Source organism: Streptococcus oralis subsp. dentisani, assembly GCF_002096615.1.
GTDB lineage: Bacteria > Bacillota > Bacilli > Lactobacillales > Streptococcaceae > Streptococcus > Streptococcus oralis_U.
Genome location: NZ_NCUX01000031.1, coordinates 1 through 23,364, shown reverse-complemented (window position 1 = coordinate 23,364; position 23,364 = coordinate 1). Strand labels below are relative to the sequence as shown.

The following is a 23,364-nucleotide window of genomic DNA, read 5'->3' as shown; positions in this document are numbered from 1 at the left end:
TCTTATCTTTTAAATAGTTCTCACAAGAACTATTTAAGTTTCCATGAGAACTATTCTATCACTTCCAGAAGAAATGTCAAGAAAAAAGTTTCCAAGAGAACTACTTTGGCACAAATTGACATTATGCAATATTTTTTCTATAATAAGCACTAACTACCATGGATAGAAATCCATTCACTCGATGAAGGGAGAAAACTTTCAAATGAAACCAGAAGAACAAAAAGTTTTAGGGATTTTAGCAACTATTTTTGGAGCCATCGCACTTTTAGGGTCTTGGATTCCATTTATTAACTATCTATCGTTTTTCATCGCCATCGTCGCATTTATCTTGGGGATTATCGGCCTTATCGTCAACCTCAAAAAACGAAAAACAATGGCCATTATCGGAACATCCCTCGCAGTTGCCTCTGTTGTACTTTTCTTTACGACTCAGGTACTGTACGCTAATGTCTACAAAGAGTTTGTCAGGGAGTTTAACCGTTCCTACAGCGAGGCGAGTGCCTCAATGGAACGCGAAGAAGAAAGCGACTTGACAGATGATAGCGCCTATTCCATCCCTGAGGAGGAAGAAAACGATACCTTCACCTGGACCCAAGAACAGTTCGACGCCTTAATCGAAGGTGACCTTGACAACAAAGGAAAAGGTGGTACCAACTACAAGGATATTATCAAAAAACACGGACTACCAGACTCCGAGTTTGACTCCACTATCGGAGGGTACGATACGAAAAAAATCACCTATATCTCCATTGGAGACAAGATCAAGACTGTTACCTTAACTTTTGCAAAACAGGATAATGGAGAGCTCTTACTAGTTCATAAAATAGCTGTAGGCCTAGGAGAAAGACAGCAGCAAAGAGATTCTGGAACCAGAATCTAATCTCAAATATAAAAAGCGAACAGCTAGTAAAACTGTTCGTTTTTCTATTAGAATCCATCTACGTTTGTGTAGATTTTCTGTACGTCTTCGTCGTCTTCAAGAACGCTGTAAAGTTTTTCAAAGGTTTCAAGGTCTTCGCCTGACAATTCTACTTCAGACTGAGGAATCATTTCCAATTCAGTCACTTGGAATTCTTGGATACCTGACTCACGAAGGGCAACAATAGCTTTGTGAAGGTCTGTTGGAGCTGTGTAAACCGTGATTGTTCCTTCTTCTGCTTCTACATCGTCCACATCCACATCAGCTTCGAGCAAAAGTTCAAAGATAGCATCCGCATCTTCACCTGCAAATACGATAACACCCTTGTTGTCAAAGAGGTAAGAAACAGAACCTGAAGCGCCCATATTTCCGCCATTTTTACCAAAAGCAGCACGAACGTTCGCAGCTGTACGGTTGACGTTTGAAGTCAAGGTATCAACGATCAGCATAGAACCATTTGGTCCAAATCCTTCGTAACGTCCTTCTGTAAAGGTTTCGTCTGTGTTTCCTTTTGCTTTATCAATCGCTTTATCGATAACGTGTTTTGGCACTTGGGCTTGTTTAGCACGGTCGATAACGAATTTCAAAGCAGTGTTTGATTCTGGGTCTGGATCACCTTTTTTAGCTGCTACATAGATTTCTACACCAAATTTTGCATATACTTTAGAGTTAGCTCCATCTTTAGCCGTTTTCTTAGCTACGATATTGGCCCATTTACGTCCCATTAGGAATCTCCTTTTTTCACATTTTAATCTTTCTTATTATAACACAAGTTTTTTCGATTTTCACTAGAGGAAATGGATTTTATTCAGCAAATCCAGCTAGAATTGTCCTTTGGCTGCCAAGATTGCCTTGCCTTCTTTTATCAAGGGATGACGGAATAGTGAGAAGTACAGTTGAATGGTCATGGCAACCCAGATAAGGGGTTCGCAAAGGATAACTCCCCTATACCCTGCCCAAGGGATAATCAAGACCACAAAAACGATTTTCCCGATTAGTTCTATAAAACTGGAAACAAGTGGTAAGATTTTTTGCCCCAAGCCCTGCAAACAATTCCGATAAATCAATAAGAGGCTCAAAATCGGATAAAAGACTGAACTGATTTGCAGGTAGAGAGTGCCATTTTCTACCAAGTAAGTATCTGTCGAACTGGCTAAGAAGGAAACCAAGGTGGGACTGGTAAAAAAGAGGAAAATACAAACAAAACCTGCCCAGGACATGCTCAAACGACTACCGATTCGAAGTCCTTGAACAATGCGGTCTGGTCGCTTAGCCCCGAGATTTTGAGAGGCAAAGGTCGTCATGGCAGAAGAAATAGCCGTCATCGGAAGCAGAGCAAAGGCCATAATGCGTCTAGCTGCTGTTTGAGCACTAATAATCACAGCTCCAAAGGTATTGACCGAAGATTGTAAAATCACGCTACCGATAGACACAATCGAACTCATCAAACCCATAGCCAAACCTTGCTCTAAAAGATCCGCGTACAAGGCCTTGCTCCATTTAAAATGCTTGAGTTGAGGGAGCAGTTCTGGAACGCTCTTGCGAATATAGTAAAAGCAAAGAACCGCTGATAAGCCTTGCGAGATAATGGTAGCAAGCCCCGCAGATTGAACTCCCAGATGCAGTTGCGTAATGAAATACAAATCCAGAACCACATTGACCAAGGCAGAAAAAATCAGAAAGCCAAGGGCTGCTAGACTATCACCAATGGACCGCAACAAGCCTGCAAAGAGATTATAAGCGAAGCTGACGCCTACACAAGTCACAATCATAGAAATATATTGATAGGATTGGGGAAGGATTTCTGCAGGGGTATCTAAATATTGCAAGAGTGGATACAGACCAACAAAGCCCATCAGCATGACCAAAATACTGAGAAGCCCTCCTAAAATCCAGGTTGCTGCTACTGCTTCTTTAATTTTAGTGAAATTACGAGCTCCATAATAGCGAGCAATGACGATCCCCATGCCATTTCCAACACCTAGAGTAAAGCCTATAATCAAGTCAAAAATGGCCGTTGTCGCCCCTACTGCAGCCAAGGAATCTTGACCAAGAAAACGCCCAACAATCAAGACGTCAGCTGTATTATAAAGCTGTTGGAAAATATTTGACAGCAAGATTGGAAAGGCAAAGCTTAACAGCGCAGGAAGAATAGGACCATGTATCAAGTCCACGGATCGTTTCTTATTCATAAAGCTATTATATCAGCTTTCCAGAGGACCGACAAGATTCTTTAACGAATCCTGAAATCAATTGCTTACAGAGAGACAATTTGCTATAATCAAGAAAAGGAGGTCACTTATGAGTTTGACCAGTCAATTAATAACCGATGTGTTTCCAGATCTTGATAAAGTTGAAAAGCTAAATAACGAAGCTTTCCCCGAGGAAGAACGGGTCCCTCTTTCTGAGTTTTTGCGCTATCAGGACCGTGATGACGCCCACTTTTTTGCTTTTTATAACGAAGAAGAATTTGTTGGCTTTGCTTTTGCCATCTCCAACCAAAAGGCCTTCTATATTAGCTTTTTTGCCATCATGCCTCACTTAAGAAGTCATGGGTATGGAAAAGAGATCATCGAAAAGCTGACTGATTTTTACCAGCGAACCATGTTACTAGAAGTCGAGCGCTTGGATGAAGAATGCGATAACTTGGAGCAGAGAAAGGCTCGCATGGACTTCTATCGACAAAATGGCTTTAAAACAGCCAACGCTTTTCTAGAGTACGATGATCTGAGTTTTGAAATCCTCTACCGTGGCGACCATTTTGACGAAGAAGCCTATCGCGACATCTTCCAGAAGTTGCAAGATGAACATTATTTTGACTTTCATATCGAGTATCGTCGTTTTAGTGACCATTAGTTCTTTCATCTGAAACAAACATAAAAAGTAGCAGTTCCTATCTGCTACTTTTTATGTTATTCTTCAATTTCGATTTCAAGTCCATCGCCTAGGTCAAGTGTCACTTCTTGGTTAGGTGCTAAATCCTCAACGACAGAAGTGGGAGTTGTTCCTTCTTCATCTTCAATCAAGCCATATTGAACACGGACTTGATGGTCAATCTCATCAAAGACTTCTGGGTGATCTGCCAAGTATTTCTTAGCATTTTCAGAACCCTGACCGATCTTTTCATCCTTGTAAGAGTACCAAGCTCCTGCTTTTTTGATGATATCGAGATCACTTGCAATCTTCAAAAGCTCACCGGTCTTAGAAATACCTTCTCCGTACATGATTTCAACAAAGGCTTCCTTAAATGGTGGAGCCACCTTGTTTTTCACGACCTTGATCTTGGTTTCTTTACCAACATTGGTATCTTTTTGATCACCAGTTCCTTTGATTTGCGTGCTTCCACGAACATCCAAACGGACTGAAGCGTAGAATTTCAAAGCACGTCCACCAGGTGTTGTTTCTGGATTTCCAAACATGACCCCAACTTTTTCACGCAATTGGTTGATAAAGATGGCAATTGTTTTGGTCTTATTGATAGAAGCACCAAGTTTACGCATGGCCTGGCTCATCATACGAGCTTGCAAACCAACGTGGCTGTCTCCAATATCCCCATCAATTTCCGCACGAGGTACAAGGGCCGCAACTGAGTCGATAACGACAAGGTCAACTGCACCTGAGTCAATCAATTTTCCTGCAATTTCAAGACCTTGCTCTCCTGAGTCTGGTTGTGACAAGAGCAGTTCATCAATATTCACACCAAGTGCCGCAGCATAGGCTGGGTCAAGGGCATGCTCCGCATCGATAAAGGCAGCGATACCGCCTTCTTTCTGTGCTTGCGCAACAGCGTGAAGGGCAACCGTTGTCTTACCAGATGATTCTGGTCCATAGATTTCGATGATACGTCCTTTAGGATAACCACCTGAACCAAGGGCAATGTCAAGAGCCAATGAGCCTGAACTCATGACTTGCACTTTTTGCTCTGCACGTTCACCCAAACGCATGATTGAACCTTTACCGAAGTCTTTCTCAATCAATTTAAGAGCATCGTTCAAGGCTTTTTCACGATCCGCTCCAAACTTTTTTGAAATTTCATCTAATTTTTTTGGTTTTTTCGCCATTCTATTCTCCTGTATTCTAATAGTCCTAAGACCTATCTACTATTATATCAAAAGTTAGTCACTTAATAAAGCCTTGCGAACTAGGTTAAAGGCATGCATGACCGCGATATGTCGAACATCTGCTCGGCTCCGTCCTGCGATATTAGCCTTGATAACTTCTGTCCCTTTTGCATGTGCCAAGCCGATAAAGACTGTCCCAGCTGGATGCCCCTCTAGGCTATCTGGCCCAGCCACACCTGTCAGACTGACTCCATAATCAGACTGAGTCTTGAGCCGTGCCTGCTCTGCCATCTTTTTAGCCGTAAACTCTGAAACGACCCCGTGTTCTTTCAGCTCTTGCTCGGAAATATCCAGCATCTTGGACTTTTCTTCTAAGCTGTAAGTGACAAAACCGCCATTAAAGATGGCAGAAACGCCCGAAAAGCCTGCTAATGTCGCTTGAAAGAGGCCTGCTGTTAAGCTCTCCGCTGCAGTAATGCTTTTCTTTCTCTTCTTAAGCTCTTCTACAACGACACTTGCTAGGCTAGTCTCCTCCCCATATCCATAACAGATGTCTCGCAGAGAAAGTTCCTCGAAAGTCTGGCGATCTAAGATTTGATTTTCCAAGGTGTCCAAGGCTTGATCAGCCTTTTCTTGACTGACTGCTTTTGTGGACAAGCGTAAGGTCACTTCTCCCGTTTTGGCATAAGGTGCCAAGGTCGGATCAGTTTGATGGTCAATCAAATCCGCCAAAATGGTCACCAACTGACTTTCACCAATCCCAAAGAAACGGAGCACACGTGAGTATAACTTGGTACCAGTCATTAACTTAGGTAAGAGCTGATTTAAGACCATGGGTTTCAGCTCACTAGGAGGTCCTGGAAGGACTACGTAAGTCACGCCATCCACTTCCGATACCCCTCCTACTGCTAAACCTGTCTCATTTGGCAATGGAGTTGCCCCTTCTACAATTTGAGCTTGCCTCTCGTTATTGGGTGTCCGAGCATAGTCAGGTCTATGAGCAAAAAAGACATCCAGTTTCTCTTGCGCTTGAGGGTCAAACACTAAGTTTTTTCCCAAAAATTTTGCCAGAGTTTGTTTGGTTAAATCATCCTCAGTCGGTCCCAAGCCCCCTGTCAAAATGACTAGACTGCTACGCGAGCTCGCAATCTCTAGCAAGGACATGAGACGCGCTTCATTATCTCCCACAGCTGTTTGGAAGTAGACATCTACTCCAATTTCTGCTAGCTTTTCTGATAAAAACTGGGCGTTGGTATTGACGATCTGCCCTGTCAAAATTTCCGTTCCTACAGCAATAATTTCTGCTTTCATCTTTCCTCCTACCTATCTATTCGGATTCTTTTTGAAAAAATCGCAGGAAAGTCCCACGATTTGATTCTTTGTTTTATTCTATCTCTTCGTTTGAAGCATTTGTGGAAGGTGCTGTTCGACCATAAAGATTTTCATACAGAACAGCGTTGGTCTCCAACTCTGCTACGTCCTCTCTCCCTAGGGAACGACGCAAGAGATTTTGCATTTCTAGCATATGCTCTCTCGTTACGATTTGGTAAGAGATTCCTTGCAACTCAGCATCTTCACCACGAAGTTGATGAGTTTCGATGTTTTTAAAGGAATCTTGGTAACCAAGTAGTTGTGGGATACTGGAGGCAGACAAATCAACATTTGTCTGCATATTATCACTAAGCGCTTTTAAGATAGCTTGATAATGACTGATACTATTGAGGCTCAAGACCTTTTCCATAATCTTTTGAATGACTTCACGTTGACGTTTTTGACGACCATAGTCTCCCTCAGGATCCTGATAACGCATCCGTGAATAGACCAGGGCTTCCTCACCATTCAAAGTTTGCTCACCGACTCCAATCGAGATTTTATTAAATTCTTCCTGATCAGCAATCGAAATTGGGAAACCGAGTGTGTTATTTACTGTGATGCCCCCAACTGCATCAACTAGCTGTTGGAGTCCTTGCATGTTGACCATCACATAACGATCGATATGAATGTTCATCATTTTTTGAATGGTTGAAATAGCCAACTCTGCACCGCCATTGGCATAGGCAGCATTGAGTTTTGCTTCCTGAACTTGGCCATTTCCAGTCTCAATCTTGGTTAAAATATCCCGTTCTAAACTCATCATAGTAGTTTTCTTGGTTTTCGGATTGACTGTCAGAAGAATCATGGAATCACTATTCCCCGCCCAAGGGTCTGTACGTTCTACATTTCCCGTATCTACCCCCATCAAAAGAATGGTCAAAGGCTCTGTCGCCTCAATCACGTTGGTTTCTTCACCAATTTTCTTATAAGTTTTTTTACTTAAGGTTTCAGTTCCTTGATAATAAATAGTATAGGCATATGCACCCACACCTAAAGCCGTTACTGCTAGAAAAGCTAGTAGCATTCCGATTATTTTTTTTACCATCTTATCATTTATCTATCAGTCTACCCATCAGGTAAACGTCTAAAAATATCCCTTCTTTTAAATAGGCTCCTCTTTCTTGTAAGCCTTCTGTAACAAATCCAAACTTTGAATAGAGGTGGATAGCCGCCTCGTTGCGCTTTTGTACACTGAGCTGCAAACGACGCAGAACTCCACTAGTTTTAGCCCACTCAATTCCCTCTTCAAGGAGTATGCTTCCTAAGCCATGATTCCAAAACTTCCTTTGGATGACCAAAAAGATATCCCCGATGTGGCGAATCCGTATACGCTGCTCTGCCGTGATGTTCAAAACACCTGCAATTTCATCATTCAGGAAGGCTAGGAGAGTGATTTGGTTATCTGAAGTCGCTTGCTTTTCAATAAAAAGCGCCATTTCAGATTCTGTCATCAGGATACCATTTTCATCCAAACTGGTGAAATCTGTCTCCTGACCAACTAAATCCAAGAATGCAACCAAAGCAGCAGCATCCTGAGCTTCAGCCTCACGAATACAAAGTTCATACTCCATCTTGAAGCTCCTTGATCAGTTGTTCAGCACGAGAACCCTGAGCGGTAAAATAGAGGCGACGACCCTCAGCCTCTTTCAAGAGTTCCAACTCCAAGTAGGAATCTGGTAAATCCTCACCCAAAAGATGTCCCCACTCGATAACGGTCACACCACCACCAAAGAGAAACTCATCCAAGTCAATCGAATCAGCATCCCCCTCAATCCGATAGACATCCAAGTGGTAGAGCGGAAGGCGACCCTCATACTCTCTCACGATGGTGTAGGTTGGACTTTTGATCATCTGACGAATCCCTAAGCCCTTGGCAAGACCCTTTGTAAAGGTTGTTTTACCAGCACCCAATTCACCAGACAGGATCAAAACATCATTTTTTTGGAGCAAGGTTCCTAGGCGTTCTCCCAGATTGATCAGCTCTTCTTCATTTTTTGTGTACATGCTACTATTATACCAAAAAGTTCTATTTTATGTAAATTTTCTTTACAAACTTACTATAACAAATTTGGTGAAATAGGGAATTTTTATTGATAGAAAAGCGTTTTTAGAAGAATATACACATGGCGCTAACAAGTAAAATATCTCGGATCACATGACCGTAAAAGGAAAATTCTCTTCTCATAGATTTTGGAAATAAAAACCGAGCAAAAATGAAGCCTAAACCAACATAAAAAACAATGGATAAAACTGTCATTGGATTTCTCAAGAACAGCAAGGTTGCCAGAACTGTCAGGACAACTGTTTTTTTCTTATTGAGAGTGGTTCCCAAATCTCGGCTGTATTTTTCAAATGGTAAAAAGACAAGTAAATCAATCCCAAACAAGAAAAAGAAGGAAGGCAAGAAAAGATCTACCAACTCTTGCTGAACAGCTGTCTGTGTTAAAATAGTCTCCGACAACACCAGACAGACGCCTACTAGGTTTAAAACCAACAAGATACTATAAAATAGTTTCACTTTTTTCTGACTGTTTATAATGCTATGAACATCCTGATCTCGAGTATAAAAGAAATTCATCCCTGCGCACAGACCTGATGCCAATACGATAAACACTAGAAAATAGGCACTTGATTGCTTTAAGGTTAAGATGGATCCCTTCCACAGTAAACAGCTACTCAGACTAATCTGGATCAAAGCCAGCAACAATAAGATGCGAATTGATTTTATCATTTTCAGTTCTCCCTTCGTATACATGATTATACTCTGCGAGAAAGATAAAAATTCCCCTCTCTTCTCAAATGTCCAATTTTGACGCTCAACTGACAAAAATGAAAAACAGTTGAAGCGATTTGAGAGATATTGCGTCGTGCTCACCTAACCCCAATAGATAGAAGAGTAAAACAAAAGAGAGCCCGAAGGCCCTCTTATTTGCTTTTATTCTACTGTTTCTTCAACTTGGATTTCCACAGCGTCCTCTACTGGAGCAAGTTCTGTCTCTTCTTGTTCTGGAGCCAGATATGATGCTTCATTGATAGCCTGTGGTTCAAGGTTACGGTAGCGAGCCATACCAGTACCTGCTGGGATGATCTTACCGATGATAACATTTTCTTTAAGTCCAAGGAGATGGTCTTTCTTACCACGGATAGCCGCATCTGTAAGGACACGAGTTGTTTCCTGGAAGGAAGCCGCTGACAAGAAACTGTTGGTTTCAAGTGAGGCTTTGGTGATTCCCATAAGGACTGGACGACCTGTCGCTGGAACTCCACCTGCGATAAGAACATCCTTGTTAGCATCTGTAAAGTCGTTGATATCCATGAGGGTACCCATGAGAAGGTCTGTGTCACCTGGATCCATGACACGAACTTTACGGATCATTTGACGAACCATTACCTCAATATGCTTGTCACCGATTTCTACCCCTTGGCTGCGGTAAACTTTTTGTACTTCACCGAGAAGGTAGGTTTCAACTGACAAGACATCACGAACAGCAAGGAGACGTTTTGGTTGGATAGAACCCTCTGTCAATGCTGCACCACGAGAAACTTGGTCTCCAACTTCGACACGCATACGGGCTGTAAATGGCACCACGTATTCACCTTCGCCAGTTTCACCCTTAACAAAGACTTTCTTGGTACGAGTTGAAGCATCTTCTTCGATGGCTGTAACCTCACCCTTGACTTCAGTGATAACCGCTTCCCCTTTCGGATTGCGAGCTTCAAAGATTTCTTGGACACGAGGAAGACCTTGAGTGATATCGGTATTTGAGGCAACCCCACCCGTGTGGAAGGTACGCATTGTAAGCTGTGTACCAGGTTCCCCGATAGATTGGGCAGCAATTGTACCAACTGCTTCACCAACTTCAACCGCATCACCAGTCGCCAAGTTGATACCGTAACAGTGACGGCAGACACCGTGACGAGTGTTACATGTAAATACAGAGCGGATAGTAACTTCTTCCACGCCAGCATTGACAATTTCACGCGCCTTGTCTTCTGTAATCAACTCATTTGGACCGATGATCACTGCACCAGTTTCTGGATGTTTAACAGTTTTCTTAGTGTAACGACCATTGAGACGCTCTTCGAGAGACTCGATCATCTCTTTCCCTTCTGCGATAGAGCGGATCAAGAGACCACGGTCTGTTCCACAGTCATCCTCACGGATGATAACGTCTTGGGCAACGTCAACCAAACGACGAGTCAAGTAACCTGAGTCGGCTGTCTTAAGGGCCGTATCGGTCATACCTTTACGAGCACCGTGAGTTGAGAAGAACATTTCGAGTACTGACAAACCTTCGCGGAAGTTTGAAAGGATTGGCAATTCCATGATACGTCCGTTCGGAGCGGCCATCAGACCACGCATACCGGCAAGCTGTGAGAAGTTTGAGATGTTACCACGGGCTCCAGAGTCCATCATCATAACGATTGGGTTCTTAGGATCTTGGTTGGCAACCAAACGTTTCTCCAATTTTTCACGGGCTGCACGCCATTCAGCTGTAACAGCGTTGTAGCGCTCATCGTCCGTAATCATACCACGACGGAATTGTTTGGTGATTTGTTCTACACGTTTGTGTGATTCTTCGATGATTTCAGCCTTGTCATCAACGACTGGGATATCGGCGATACCTACTGTCAAACCTGCAAGAGTTGAGTGGTGGTAACCGAGGTTCTTCATGCGGTCAAGTAGGGCAGAAGTTTCTGTCGTACGGAAACGTTTGAAGATTTCAGCGATGATATTTCCAAGATTTTTCTTCTTGAATGGAGGGTTGAGTTCAAGATTGCTGATTGCTTCCTTGATATCTCCACCAAGTGGCAAGAAGTATTTAGCTGGAACACCTTCTGTTAAGTTAGCATTTGTTGGTTCTTGCAGGTAAGGTAGACCTTCTGGCATGATATCGTTGAAGAGGATTTTACCAACAGTTGTCAACAAGACCTTGTGTTTTTGCTCTTCTGTCCAAGGTTTGTTGAGGCTGTCTGTTGCAATACCAACACGTGAGTGGAGGTGAACATAACCATTGCGGTAAGCCATAACAGCTTCGTCACGGTCTTTGAAGACCATTCCTTCACCTTCACGACCAGCTTCTTCCATGGTCAAGTAGTAGTTACCCAAAACCATGTCCTGAGATGGAGTAACAACAGGTTTACCATCTTTCGGGTTCAAGATATGCTCAGCAGCAAGCATGAGGATACGAGCTTCTGCTTGAGCTTCTTCTGAAAGCGGTACGTGGATGGCCATTTGGTCCCCATCAAAGTCGGCATTGTAGGCTTCACAGACAAGTGGGTGCAAGCGAAGGGCCTTACCGTCAATCAAGACTGGCTCGAAGGCTTGGATACCCAAACGGTGAAGGGTCGGTGCGCGGTTCAAAAGTACTGGGTGTTCTTTGATCACTTCTTCAAGGATATCCCAGATACGTTCATCTCCACGTTCCACCAAGCGTTTAGCTGCTTTCACGTTTTGCACGATGTCACGGGCAACGATTTCACGCATGACGAATGGTTTAAAGAGCTCAATAGCCATTTCACGTGGCACACCACATTGGTACATCTTAAGAGTTGGACCAACGGCGATAACGGAACGTCCTGAGAAGTCAACACGTTTACCGAGCAAGTTTTGACGGAAGCGTCCTTGTTTACCTTTAAGCATGTGGCTCAATGATTTCAGTGGACGGCTACCTGGTCCTGTGATCGGACGACCACGACGACCGTTGTCAATTAAAGCGTCAACCGCTTCTTGAAGCATACGCTTCTCATTTTGAACGATGATACCTGGTGCATTCAACTCAAGCAAGCGAGCCAAACGGTTGTTACGGTTGATAACACGACGGTAAAGGTCATTCAAGTCAGATGAGGCAAAACGGCCACCATCCAACTGCAACATTGGACGAAGATCTGGTGGAATAACCGGAAGGATGTTGAGAATCATCCATTCAGGTTTATTTCCAGACTTGTAAAAGGCGTCCAAGACATCCAAACGACGGATGGCTTTGACACGTTTTTGTCCAGTAGCTGTTTTCAACTCTTCTTTGAGTTCAGCAATTTCTTTTTCAAGATCTACTTGTTTCAAAAGGTCTTGGATAGCTTCGGCACCCATCTTGGCAACGAATGATCCATAACCATACTCACGCAAGCGTTCACGGTATTCACGCTCTGTCATGATAGACTTGTGCTCAAGTGGTGTATCCTTAGGATCAATCACCACATAAGCCGCAAAGTAGATCACTTCCTCGAGGGCACGAGGACTCATATCAAGGGTCAAGCCCATACGACTTGGAATCCCCTTGAAATACCAGATGTGAGATACAGGAGCTTTCAACTCGATGTGCCCCATACGCTCACGACGAACTTTTGTACGCGTTACTTCAACCCCGCAGCGGTCACAAACAATCCCTCTGTAACGAATGCGTTTGTACTTACCACAAGCACATTCCCAGTCTTTTGTAGGACCGAAGATAACTTCGTCAAAGAGTCCTTCACGTTCTGGTTTCAACGTACGGTAATTGATTGTTTCAGGTTTTTTGACTTCTCCATAAGACCATGAACGGACTTTGCTTGGAGAAGCTAGGGTGATTTGCATACTTTTAAAACGATTTACATCAACCACTATTTCTTCCCTTTCTATTCTAAGTGAACTGCTTATTCTTGTTCAGCAGCTTCTTCTGTTGCTTCCGCTTTTGCAGTTTCTTCAGCTTCAAATGCTGCTTTTGCATCTTGGGCTGCTTTTTCGCGGGCTTTTTCAAGGTCATCTACGTGGATGACATCTTCGTCCATTCCTTCATCCAAGTCACGAAGTTCCACTTCTTGATCATCTTCGTCAAGGACACGCATGTCAAGACCAAGAGATTGCAATTCTTTTACAAGAACTCGGAAGGATTCTGGGACACCTGGTTTTGGAATTGGTTTTCCTTTTGTGATAGCTTCATAAGCTTTCAAACGTCCGTTGATATCGTCAGACTTGTAGGTCAAGATTTCTTGAAGGACATTTGACGCACCGTAGGCTTCAAGAGCCCAAACCTCCATCTCACCGAAACGTTGTCCACCAAACTGAGCTTTACCTCCGAGTGGTTGTTGGGTAACGGTTGAGTATGGTCCGACTGAACGCGCGTGCAATTTATCGTCAACCATGTGGTGGAGTTTGATCATGTACATGACACCAACTGATACACGGTTGTCAAACGGCTCACCTGTACGTCCATCGTAAAGGATTGTCTTGGCATCGCTATCCATCCCTGCTTCTTTAACGGTTGACCAAAGGTCTTCAGAACTTGCTCCGTCAAAGACTGGCGTTGCGATGTGGATACCAAGAGTACGAGCTGCCATACCAAGGTGAAGCTCCATAACCTGACCGATATTCATACGTGATGGCACCCCAAGTGGGTTCAACATGATATCGACTGGAGTTCCATCTGGAAGGTAAGGCATGTCTTCTACAGGAACGATACGAGAGACAACCCCTTTGTTTCCGTGACGTCCGGCCATCTTATCTCCGACCTTGATCTTACGTTTTTGAGCGATGTAGACGCGAACCAGCATGTTAACACCTGATTGCAACTCATCTCCATTTGCACGGGTAAAGATCTTGACATCACGAACGACACCATCGGCACCGTGAGGTACACGAAGAGAAGTGTCACGCACTTCACGAGACTTGTCTCCGAAGATAGCGTGCAAGAGACGTTCTTCAGCTGAGAGGTCTTTCTCTCCCTTAGGTGTGACTTTACCTACAAGGATGTCCCCTTCTTTAACCTCAGCACCTATACGGATAATACCCATTTCGTCAAGGTCTTTAAGGGCATCTTCACCAACGTTCGGAATTTCGCGAGTGATTTCTTCAGGCCCAAGCTTTGTATCGCGTGTTTCTGATTCGTATTCCTCGAGGTGGACAGATGTATAAACATCGTCTTTCACCAAGCGTTCGCTCATGATAACGGCATCCTCGAAGTTGTAACCTTCCCATGTCATGTAGGCAACGATTGGGTTTTGTCCAAGCGCCATTTCCCCTTTTTCCATAGAAGGTCCATCAGCGATAAAGTCGCCTTTTTCAACGACATCGCCAACTTTAACAAGTGTACGTTGGTTGTAAGCAGTACCTGAGTTTGAACGACGGAATTTTTGGATGTGGTAAACATCTAGCGAACCATCTTCACGGCGTACTTCTACCTTGTCAGCATCTGCGTAAGTAACTTTACCATCATACTGAGCAATAACAGCCGCTCCAGAGTCATGGGCTGCTTGGTATTCCATACCAGTACCAACGTAAGGTGCTTTTGGATCAATCAAAGGCACAGCCTGACGCTGCATGTTGGCACCCATGAGGGCACGGTTGGAGTCATCGTTTTCCAAGAAAGGAATACATGCAGTCGCAACGGCAACTACCTGTTTTGGTGACACGTCCATGTAGTCAACCACTTCTGCTGGATACTCCTGGTTGACCCCTTGGTGACGTCCCATGACAACTTTCTCAGCAAAAGTACCATCTTCGTTGAGGCGAGAGTTAGCCTGCGCTACAGTAAATTCATCTTCTTCATCGGCTGTCAACCAAACGATTTCGTTTGTGACTACACCTGTTTCACGGTCAACCTTACGGTATGGTGTTTGAACAAAACCATACTTGTTCAAGTGCCCGTAAGATGACAAGTTATTGATCAAACCGATGTTAGGTCCTTCAGGTGTCTCAATTGGACACATACGACCATAGTGAGTATAGTGCACGTCACGTACTTCATATCCTGCACGGTCACGTGTCAAACCACCAGGTCCTAAGGCTGACAAACGGCGTTTGTGAGACAACTCAGAAAGCGGGTTGTGTTGGTCCATGAACTGTGACAACTGTGATGAACCAAAGAATTCTTTAACCGCAGCTGTTACAGGACGGATATTGATAATTTGTTGTGGTGTTAAAACTTCATTGTCCTGAACAGACATACGTTCACGAACATTACGTTCCATACGAGAAAGTCCAAGACGTACTTGGTTGGCAAGCAATTCACCAACTGCACGGATACGACGGTTCCCAAGGTGGTCGATATCATCTACACGTCCGATACCTTCAGCCAAGTTGAGGAAGTAGCTCATCTCTGCAAGGATATCCGCAGGAGTTACAACACGAACCTTGTCGTCTGGATTGGCATTTCCGATGATGGTTACGACACGGTCTGGGTCCGTTGGAGCAACAACCTTGAATTTTTGAAGCACAACTGGTTCTGTCAAAACAGCTGCATCGTTTGGAATATAAACAATTTTGTTCAAGTCGCCATCCAAGTGACTCTCGATACTTTCAATCACGCTACGAGTCATAACGGTACCAGCTTCTACCAAGATTTCTCCTGTTTCAGGATCTACCAATGGCTCAGCGATGGTTTGGTTGAGCAAGCGTGTCTTGATGTTCAATTTTTTATTGATCTTATAACGACCAACAGCTGCCAAATCGTAGCGACGTGGATCAAAGAAACGAGCCACAAGCAAGCTACGTGAGCTTTCAGCGGTCTTAGGCTCACCTGGACGAAGGCGTTCGTAGATTTCTTTCAAGGCTTCGTCTGTACGAGAGTCCATTGGATTCTTGTGGATATCTTTTTCAACAGTATTGCGAACCAACTCACTATCACCAAAGATATCAAAGATTTCATCATCACCTGAGAAACCAAGCGCACGAACCAAGGTCGTAAAAGGAATCTTACGAGTACGGTCGATACGAGTATAAGCGATGTCTTTTGAGTCGCTTTCAAGTTCCAACCAAGCTCCACGGTTAGGGATAACAGTTGAACCGTAACCCACTTTACCGTTTTTATCAACTTTATCGTTAAAGTAAACACCTGGTGAGCGGACCAACTGAGATACGATAATACGTTCACCACCATTGATGATGAAAGTGCCCATTTCTGTCATGATTGGGAAATCACCAAAGAAGACTTCTTGAGTCTTGATTTCGCCTGTTTCTTTATTGATCAAGCGGAAGGTTACAAAAATGGGTGCTGAGTAGCTAGCATCGTGGATACGAGCTTCTTCGAGCGTGTATTTTGGTTCCTTGATTTCATAGCCAACAAATTCTAACTCCATTGTGTCTGTGAAGTTTGAAATTGGCAATACATCTTCAAACACTTCCTTAAGACCATGGTCTAGGAAAGCTTTGAATGAATCCGTTTGAATTTCAATCAAATTTGGTAAGTCAAGAACTTCTTTGATTCTTGAAAAACTACGACGGGTACGATGTTTCCCGTATTGAACGTCATGTCCTGCCAAGATGATTCTCCTTTGTAAATAAAGTTCCAAGCCTTGTCAATCAGGCTTTTCTAATCGTCATATGGTTATAAAAAACCTTATCACCATGTCCCTTCGATGAATTTTCAGAATCTTTAAATCTTTGTTACAAGCACTCGAAAACCTGAAAAAAAGCACAAAAAGAGCAGCTAAATCCGACTTTTTCAGAAGATTTAACTGCTGTGAGTCCTGTCTGGACAATATTTCAGACAAAACCTACGACAAATGATTACTTTTATTATACCTTATTAGGTAAGATTTTTCAAGGTTTTTTACCATTTTTCAAACAATTTTTTCCTATATATTATTTTAAAATTTCAAGAGAATGAAGCATTATATTTTCTCTCAAAAACTAGGAAAACGCTTGCACTAATGTTTACCTCGTGCTATACTGATAAGGAACAACTACACAAGGAGAATTGTGATGAAAAAGATCCCATCTCAAACTGAGAAAAAAATGATTTACGGTATCCGTTCTTTGAAAAACGGAACTGGTTCTGTCCTTATTGGTGCCAGCATTGTCTTGCTTTCTGCTGCAATACCAACTATTTCGGCTAATGAAAACCTTCCCCAAACTCAGGAAAAGACTAGCGTTGTGACCAAGGCTCATACTGAGACTGAAACTAGTCAAGCACAAGAGCAAAGCCCTATTTCTGAGCAAAATAATGCAAACGCTTCCCTTGACGCTAAAAAAGAAGCTCCAGCTGTGGAAACTACAACAGCACCAGAAACACCTAAAACAGAAGATGCGACTACAAGCCAGGCTAACAGCAAGGAAGAAAAAGTAGATAACAGCACTTCGACGCCAACTTCAGATCAAAAACCACAAGCTGATACATCCTCTGAAGAACCCATCGCAGACAACCACTTCCGCATCCATGTAAAAAAACTCCCTGAAGAAAACAAAGATTCTCAAGGTCTTTGGACTTGGGACGATGTTGAAAAACCGTCTGAAAACTGGCCCAATGGAGCCAAGTCCTTCAAGGATGCCAAGCAAGATGACTACGGCTATTATCTAGATGTCAAACTCAAGAATGAGCAAGCCAAGAAAGTCAGCTTCCTTATTAACAATACCAAAGGGGATAACCTAACAGGAGACCGTTCGGTAGAACGCCTCTCTCCCAAAATGAACGAGGCTTGGCTAGATGAAAACTACAAGGTATACAACTACCGCCCTCAACCAGCAGGAACTATCCGTGTCAACTACTACCGCACCGATGGCAACTATGACAAAAAATCTCTTTGGTATTGGGGCGATGTCAAAAACCCAAGCAGTGGAGAATGGCCTGACGGTACTGACTTTACCGCAACTGGAAAATATGGCCGTTACATTGATATCCCACTCAATGAAGCTGCGAGAGAATTTGGATTTTTATTACTAGACGAAAGCAAGAAAGGCGATGATGTGAAAATCAGAAAAGAAGATTATAAATTCACAGATCTAAAAAATCACAGTCAGATTTTCCTCAAAGATGATGGCGAAACCATCTACACTAACCCCTACTATGTGCACGATATCCGCATGACTGGAGCCCAACATGTGGCTAAATCTCGTATCGAAAGCAGCTTTTCTACCCTAGTTGGAGCTAAGAAAGACGATATCCTCAAACACTCCAGCATCACTGATTACCAAGGGAATAAAGTAGTTATCACAGACGTGGAAGTGGATGAGGCAGGTAAAAAAGTGACCTATATCGGCGACTTCTCTGACACCCAACACCCTTACACTGTCAGCTACAATTCAGACCGCTTTACCACACGTTCAAGCTGGCGCCTCAAGGATGAGTCCTACAGTTACGATGGTCCACTCGGCGCAACTCTGAAAGAAGATGGCAAACGTGTTGACCTCACGCTCTGGTCTCCAAGTGCTGATAAGGTTTCTGTCGTTGTCTACGACAAGAAAGACCCTGAAAAAGTAGTCGGAACTGTCGCCCTTGAAAAAGGAGAAAAAGGCACCTGGAAACAAACTCTGGATGCAAACTCAGGTCTCGGTATCAGCAACTACACTGGCTACTACTACCACTACCAAATCGAGCGCCAAGGTAAAACTGTCCTCGTTCTTGACCCTTATGCCAAATCATTAGCGGCTTGGAACAGTGACCTAGCAAAAACAGATGCCGCTCATAAAGTCGCTAAGGCTGCCTTTGTCGATCCAGCAAAGTTAGGTCCACAAGACTTGACCTATGGAAAGATTCGTAACTTCAAATCACGTGAAGATGCCGTTATCTACGAAGCTCATGTACGTGACTTCACTTCGGATCCTGCCATCGCAAAAGACTTGACCAAGCCATTTGGTACCTTTGAAGCCTTTATCGAAAAACTGGACTATCTCAAAGACTTGGGTGTGACCCACATCCAGCTCCTCCCAGTCTTGTCTTACTACTTTGTTAATGAATTGAAAAACCATGAACGTTTGTCTGCCTACGCTTCAAGCAACAGCAACTACAACTGGGGATATGACCCTCAAAACTACTTCTCCTTGACTGGTATGTACTCAAGCGATCCTAAGGATCCAGAAAAACGTATTGCCGAATTCAAAAACCTCATCAACGAAATCCACAAACGTGGCATGGGAGCTATCTTGGACGTGGTCTACAACCATACTGCCAATGTTGATATTTTTGAGGATATTGAGCCAAACTACTATCACTTTATGGATGCTGATGGAACTCCACGGACTAGCTTTGGAGGCGGTCGTTTGGGAACTACCCACTACATGTCTAAACGTGTCTTGGTAGACTCTATCAAGTATCTGGTTGAAACTTACAAAGTAGATGGTTTCCGCTTTGATATGATGGGTGACCACGATGCGGCTTCTATCGAAGAAGCGTACAAAGCTGCACGCGCCCTAAATCCAAATCTTATCATGCTAGGTGAAGGCTGGAGAACCTATACTGGTGATGAAAATACGCCTGTACAACCTGCCGACCAAGATTGGATGAAAAAAACAGATACTGTCGCTGTCTTTTCAGACGACATCCGTAACAACCTCAAGTCTGGCTATCCAAACGAAGGGAAACCTGCCTTTATCACGGGTGGCAAACGCGATATCAATACCATCTTTAAAAATCTCATTGCCCAACCAACCAACTTTGAAGCAGACAACCCTGGAGATGTTATCCAGTATATCGCAGCCCATGATAACTTGACCCTCTTTGATATCATTGCCCAGTCTATCAAAAAAGACCCAAGCAAGGCTGAGAACTATGCTGAAATCCATCGCCGTTTGCGACTTGGAAACCTCATGGTCTTGACTGCTCAAGGAACTCCGTTTATCCACTCTGGTCAGGAATATGGACGTACCAAACAATTCCTTGATCCAGCCTATAAGACTCCTGTTCCTGAAGATAAGGTTCCAAACAAGTCTCACTTGTTGCGCGACAAGGATGGTAAACCATTTGTCTATCCTTACTTTATCCATGACTCTTACGACTCAAGTGATGCTGTCAACAAGTTTGATTGGACCAAGGCTACAGATAGCAAAGCTTATCCTGAAAATGTCAAGAGCCGTGACTACATGAAAGGTCTGATTGCTCTTCGTCAATCTACAGACGCCTTCCGACTCAAGAGTCTACAAGATATCAAAGGACGCGTCCAACTCATCACTGTTCCAGGACAAAATGGCGTTGAAAAAGAAGATGTGACCATCGGCTACCAAATCACAGCTCCAAACGGCGATGTCTACGCAGTCTTTGTCAATGCAGATGATAAGGATCGCGAATTCAACTTGGGAACTGCCTTTGCTCACTTGAGAAAGGCCGAAGTCTTGGCTGATGAAAATCAAGCAGGACCAGTAGGAATCGCTAAACCTCAAGGCCTTGAATGGACTGAAAAAGGCTTGAAAGTGAACGCTCTCACTGCTGTTGTTCTCCGCTTGTCTCAAGGTGGCGCCATCGTCGCTCCAGCTGTGGAAGAAAAACCAGAATTTAATCTTTCTAGCCTGGACGTTGAACCAGAACAAGGTCAAGCTCAAAACCTAGCCGCCAATCCTGAAACTCAAGAAACTGCTGCAGAGGCTCACTCTCAGAACCTCCTTCCAAACACAGGAACTGAGAGCAAATCCCTCCTTGCCCTTGCTGGATTCAGTATCCTTGCCCTTCTCGGACTTGGATGGTTGATAAAAAACAAGAAAAAGAAATAACACTCAATGAAAATCAAAGAGTAAACTAGGAAGCTAGCCGCAGGCTGCTCAAAGCACAGCTTTGAGGTTGTAGATAAGGCGAAGTTGACCTGGTTTAAAGAGATTTTCGAAGAGTATAACCTAGCCCTCCTATAGAGAAAACACCCCATGGTTAGAAGAATCTTCTAGTCATGGGGTGTTGTTTGCAGGCTCTATAATATTTGTAGTGGGTAAATCCCCTATGGATATTATGGAGCCTATTTTGTTGTAGAAAAAAAAGTCCCATAAGATCTATAATGAAAAGCGACCAAACCATCATTAGAAAGATTCATATGGAACCATTACATTTTATCACAAAACTACTCGATATCAAAGACCCAAACATCAAGATTGTAGATATCATCAATATGGATACACACAAGGAAATCATCGCTAAACTGGACTACGAGGCCCCAGCTTGTCCTGATTGCGGAAATCAAATGAAGAAATATGACTTCCAGAAATCTTCTAAAATTCCTTACTTTGGAACAACTGGTATGCCTACCAGAATTCTTCTGAAAAAGCGTCGTTTCAAGTGCTATCATTGTTCGAAAATGGCGGTGGCTGAGACTTCCCTAGTCAAGAAAAATCATCAAATCCCTCGTATTATCAATCAAAAGATTGCTCAAAAGTTGATTGAAAAGACTTCTATGACCGATATTGCTCATCAGCTGTCCATTTCAACTTCAACTGTTCTCCGAAAGTTCAATGACTTCCGTTTTAAACATGATTTTTCTCGTCTTCCAGAGATTATGTCTTGGGATGTTGAAACAGTCAGGGGAGTGACTGTTTCAATCGGGAGATGAAGATGAGCTTTATTGCGCAAGATTTTGACAAGCTTAATATCATCACCGTTCTTGAAGGCAGGACACAAGCTGTCATCCAAAATCACTTTCTTCGCTACGATAGAACTGTTCGCTGTCAGGTGAAAATCATTACGATGGATATGTTTAGGCCCTACTATGGCTTAGCTAAACGACTTCGCTTTCGAATTTCTAGGCTCAGGCTGAAACAGTCTGGTAGACTGTTTCACTCCCAAATGCAAAAATTGTACTAGATCGCTTTCACATTGTACAACATCTTAGCTGTGCTATGAGCCGTATTCGTGTCCAAATCATGAATCAGCTTGAGCGAAAATCCCATGAATACAAGGCTATAAAGCGCTACTGGAAACTCATTCAACAAGATGGTCGTAAACTCAGCGATAAGCGATTTTATCGCCCTACTTTTCGTATGCACTTGACGAATAAAGAGATTTTAGATAAACTATTGAGCTATTCAGAAGACTTGAAACACCACTATAATCTCTATCAGCTCTTACTGTTTCACTTTCAGAATAAAGAACCAAAGAAATTTCTCGGACTCATTAAGGACAGTCTAAAGCAGCTTCATCCTCTTTTTCAGACTGTCTTTAAAACCTTTCTCAAGGACAAGGAGAAAATCGTCAACGCCCTTCACTTACCTTATTCCAACGCAAAATTGGAAGCGACTAATAATCTCATTAAACTTATCAAACGAAATGCCTTTGGTTTTCGGAACTTTGACAATTTTAAAACTAGAATTCTCGTCGCTTTGAATATCAAAAAGGAGAGGACTGATTTAGTCCTCTCCAGCGTATGACTTTTTGGTAATCCACTACAGTTGACAAAGAACCAAAAAAAGATACTCACTTAAGTATCTTAGTCAATAAATCAATCGGGAAGACAGGATTCGAACCTGCGACACCTTGGTCCCAAACCAAGTACTCTACCAAGCTGAGCTACTTCCCGAGTTAAATAGAAAAAATGCACCCTAGAGGATTCGAACCTCTAACCGCCTGATTCGTAGTCAGGTACTCTATCCAGTTGAGCTAAGGGTGCTCATTATTATATGCCGAGGACCGGGATCGAACCGGTACGATCGTTTCCAATCGCAGGATTTTAAGTCCTGTGCGTCTGCCAGTTCCGCCACCCCGGCCTCTCTAAGCGAACGACGGGATTCGAACCCGCGACCCCCACCTTGGCAAGGTGGTGTTCTACCACTGAACTACGTTCGCATCGACCTCTTCTAGTTTTAATGCCGGCTACATGACTTGAACACGCGACCCTCTGATTACAAATCAGATGCTCTACCAACTGAGCTAAGCCGGCTAATTTCTACTATGCGGGTTAAGGGACTTGAACCCCCACGCCGTTAAGCGCCAGATCCTAAATCTGGTGCGTCTGCCAATTCCGCCAAACCCGCAAATATGACCCGTACTGGGCTCGAACCAGTGACCCATTGATTAAAAGTCAATTGCTCTACCAACTGAGCTAACGAGTCTAAAATAACTTCCGTTATCTTAAACGGTCCCGACGGGAATCGAACCCGCGATCTTCGCCGTGACAGGGCGACGTGATAACCGCTACACTACGGGACCTATGGGAGTTAACGGGATCGAACCGCTGACCCTCTGCTTGTAAGGCAGATGCTCTCCCAGCTGAGCTAAACTCCCAAAAAGGAAGCCTCTAAACTTCCTATTCTGCTAAGCGACTTCCATATCTCACAGGGGGCAACCCCCAACTACTTCCGGCGTTCTAGGGCTTAACTGCTGTGTTCGGCATGGGTACAGGTGTATC

At 43.5% G+C, this 23,364-nt stretch carries 13 protein-coding genes, 9 tRNA genes, 1 rRNA gene and 1 pseudogene; 4 read left to right on the top strand and 20 right to left on the bottom strand.

Annotated features, from left to right (window positions below):
* Positions 1–181 precede the first annotated feature (181 nt).
* Entirely contained in the window at positions 182–880 is a 699-nt protein-coding gene (locus B7708_RS04415) for a DUF308 domain-containing protein (RefSeq protein WP_038806432.1), read from the top strand.
* Positions 881–927: 47 nt separating this feature from the next.
* Here B7708_RS04415 and B7708_RS04410 read toward each other — a convergent pair whose 3' ends face one another.
* Together B7708_RS04410 and B7708_RS04405 are read right to left on the bottom strand one after the other, a co-directional pair.
* Positions 928–1,644 (bottom strand): YebC/PmpR family DNA-binding transcriptional regulator, encoded by a 717-nt coding sequence (locus B7708_RS04410; RefSeq protein WP_038806433.1) that lies wholly within the window; start codon positions 1,642–1,644, stop codon positions 928–930.
* A 96-nt stretch (positions 1,645–1,740) separates the two neighbouring features.
* Positions 1,741–3,111, bottom strand: a complete 1,371-nt coding sequence (locus B7708_RS04405) for an MATE family efflux transporter (RefSeq protein ID WP_084974028.1) — start codon at positions 3,109–3,111, stop codon at positions 1,741–1,743.
* Positions 3,112–3,220: 109 nt separating this feature from the next.
* Here B7708_RS04405 and B7708_RS04400 point away from each other — a divergent pair, with 109 nt between their 5' ends.
* Positions 3,221–3,775 carry a GNAT family N-acetyltransferase gene (locus B7708_RS04400; protein ID WP_084974026.1) on the top strand — a complete coding sequence of 185 codons (555 nt, stop codon included), beginning with the start codon at positions 3,221–3,223 and terminating at the stop codon, positions 3,773–3,775.
* A 56-nt stretch (positions 3,776–3,831) separates the two neighbouring features.
* On the opposite strand, the gene recA is transcribed toward B7708_RS04400, so the two are convergent.
* The 8 genes from recA to rpoB form a co-directional block, all read right to left on the bottom strand.
* Positions 3,832–4,980: a recombinase RecA gene (recA, locus tag B7708_RS04395; protein WP_001085442.1), complete on the bottom strand. Its 1,149-nt coding sequence runs from the start codon at positions 4,978–4,980 to the stop codon at positions 3,832–3,834.
* 54 nt (positions 4,981–5,034) lie between these two features.
* Complete coding sequence (locus B7708_RS04390) at positions 5,035–6,291, bottom strand: competence/damage-inducible protein A (protein ID WP_084974024.1); 1,257 nt, start codon at positions 6,289–6,291, stop codon at positions 5,035–5,037.
* A 73-nt stretch (positions 6,292–6,364) separates the two neighbouring features.
* The gene (gene lytR / locus B7708_RS04385) at positions 6,365–7,399 is read right to left on the bottom strand and encodes a glycopolymer--peptidoglycan transferase LytR (protein WP_009014109.1); all 1,035 of its coding nucleotides are present in this window, start codon (positions 7,397–7,399) and stop codon (positions 6,365–6,367) included.
* 4 nt (positions 7,400–7,403) lie between these two features.
* Positions 7,404–7,925: a GNAT family N-acetyltransferase gene (locus tag B7708_RS04380; RefSeq protein ID WP_084974022.1), complete on the bottom strand. Its 522-nt coding sequence runs from the start codon at positions 7,923–7,925 to the stop codon at positions 7,404–7,406.
* Positions 7,915–8,358, bottom strand: a complete 444-nt coding sequence (gene tsaE / locus B7708_RS04375; RefSeq protein WP_084974020.1) for a tRNA (adenosine(37)-N6)-threonylcarbamoyltransferase complex ATPase subunit type 1 TsaE — start codon at positions 8,356–8,358, stop codon at positions 7,915–7,917. Before tsaE ends, B7708_RS04380 begins: the two co-directional genes overlap by 11 nt.
* 103 nt (positions 8,359–8,461) lie before the next feature.
* Positions 8,462–9,085 carry a hypothetical protein gene (locus B7708_RS04370; RefSeq protein WP_084974237.1) on the bottom strand — a complete coding sequence of 208 codons (624 nt, stop codon included), beginning with the start codon at positions 9,083–9,085 and terminating at the stop codon, positions 8,462–8,464.
* A 204-nt stretch (positions 9,086–9,289) separates the two neighbouring features.
* Complete coding sequence (rpoC, locus tag B7708_RS04365; protein WP_084974018.1) at positions 9,290–12,955, bottom strand: DNA-directed RNA polymerase subunit beta'; 3,666 nt, start codon at positions 12,953–12,955, stop codon at positions 9,290–9,292.
* Between the two features lie 32 nt (positions 12,956–12,987).
* Positions 12,988–16,590 carry a DNA-directed RNA polymerase subunit beta gene (gene rpoB, locus B7708_RS04360; protein ID WP_084974016.1) on the bottom strand — a complete coding sequence of 1,201 codons (3,603 nt, stop codon included), beginning with the start codon at positions 16,588–16,590 and terminating at the stop codon, positions 12,988–12,990.
* Positions 16,591–17,032: 442 nt separating this feature from the next.
* Between rpoB and B7708_RS04355 the strand changes: the two genes are divergently transcribed.
* A complete protein-coding gene (locus B7708_RS04355) occupies positions 17,033–20,749 on the top strand; it encodes a pullulanase (RefSeq protein WP_084974014.1) in 3,717 nt (1,238 codons plus the stop codon).
* 311 nt (positions 20,750–21,060) lie between these two features.
* Positions 21,061–22,387, top strand: a pseudogene (locus B7708_RS04345) (transposase).
* A gap of 75 nt (positions 22,388–22,462) precedes the next feature.
* On the opposite strand, the gene B7708_RS04340 reads toward B7708_RS04345, so the two are convergent.
* From B7708_RS04340 to rrf, 10 genes are all read right to left on the bottom strand, one after another.
* Positions 22,463–22,536 (bottom strand) — tRNA-Pro (locus B7708_RS04340).
* 16 nt (positions 22,537–22,552) lie between these two features.
* Positions 22,553–22,626, bottom strand: a tRNA-Arg gene (locus B7708_RS04335).
* A gap of 11 nt (positions 22,627–22,637) precedes the next feature.
* Positions 22,638–22,723 (bottom strand) — tRNA-Leu (locus B7708_RS04330).
* A gap of 7 nt (positions 22,724–22,730) precedes the next feature.
* Positions 22,731–22,802 (bottom strand) — tRNA-Gly (locus B7708_RS04325).
* A 21-nt stretch (positions 22,803–22,823) separates the two neighbouring features.
* Positions 22,824–22,896 (bottom strand) — tRNA-Thr (locus B7708_RS04320).
* A 12-nt stretch (positions 22,897–22,908) separates the two neighbouring features.
* A tRNA-Leu gene (locus tag B7708_RS04315) sits at positions 22,909–22,990 on the bottom strand.
* A 5-nt stretch (positions 22,991–22,995) separates the two neighbouring features.
* Positions 22,996–23,068, bottom strand: a tRNA-Lys gene (locus tag B7708_RS04310).
* Positions 23,069–23,092: 24 nt separating this feature from the next.
* Positions 23,093–23,165, bottom strand: a tRNA-Asp gene (locus B7708_RS04305).
* 2 nt (positions 23,166–23,167) lie between these two features.
* A tRNA-Val gene (locus B7708_RS04300) sits at positions 23,168–23,240 on the bottom strand.
* 29 nt (positions 23,241–23,269) lie between these two features.
* Positions 23,270–23,364, bottom strand: a 5S ribosomal RNA gene (gene rrf, locus B7708_RS04295); the annotation flags it as partial.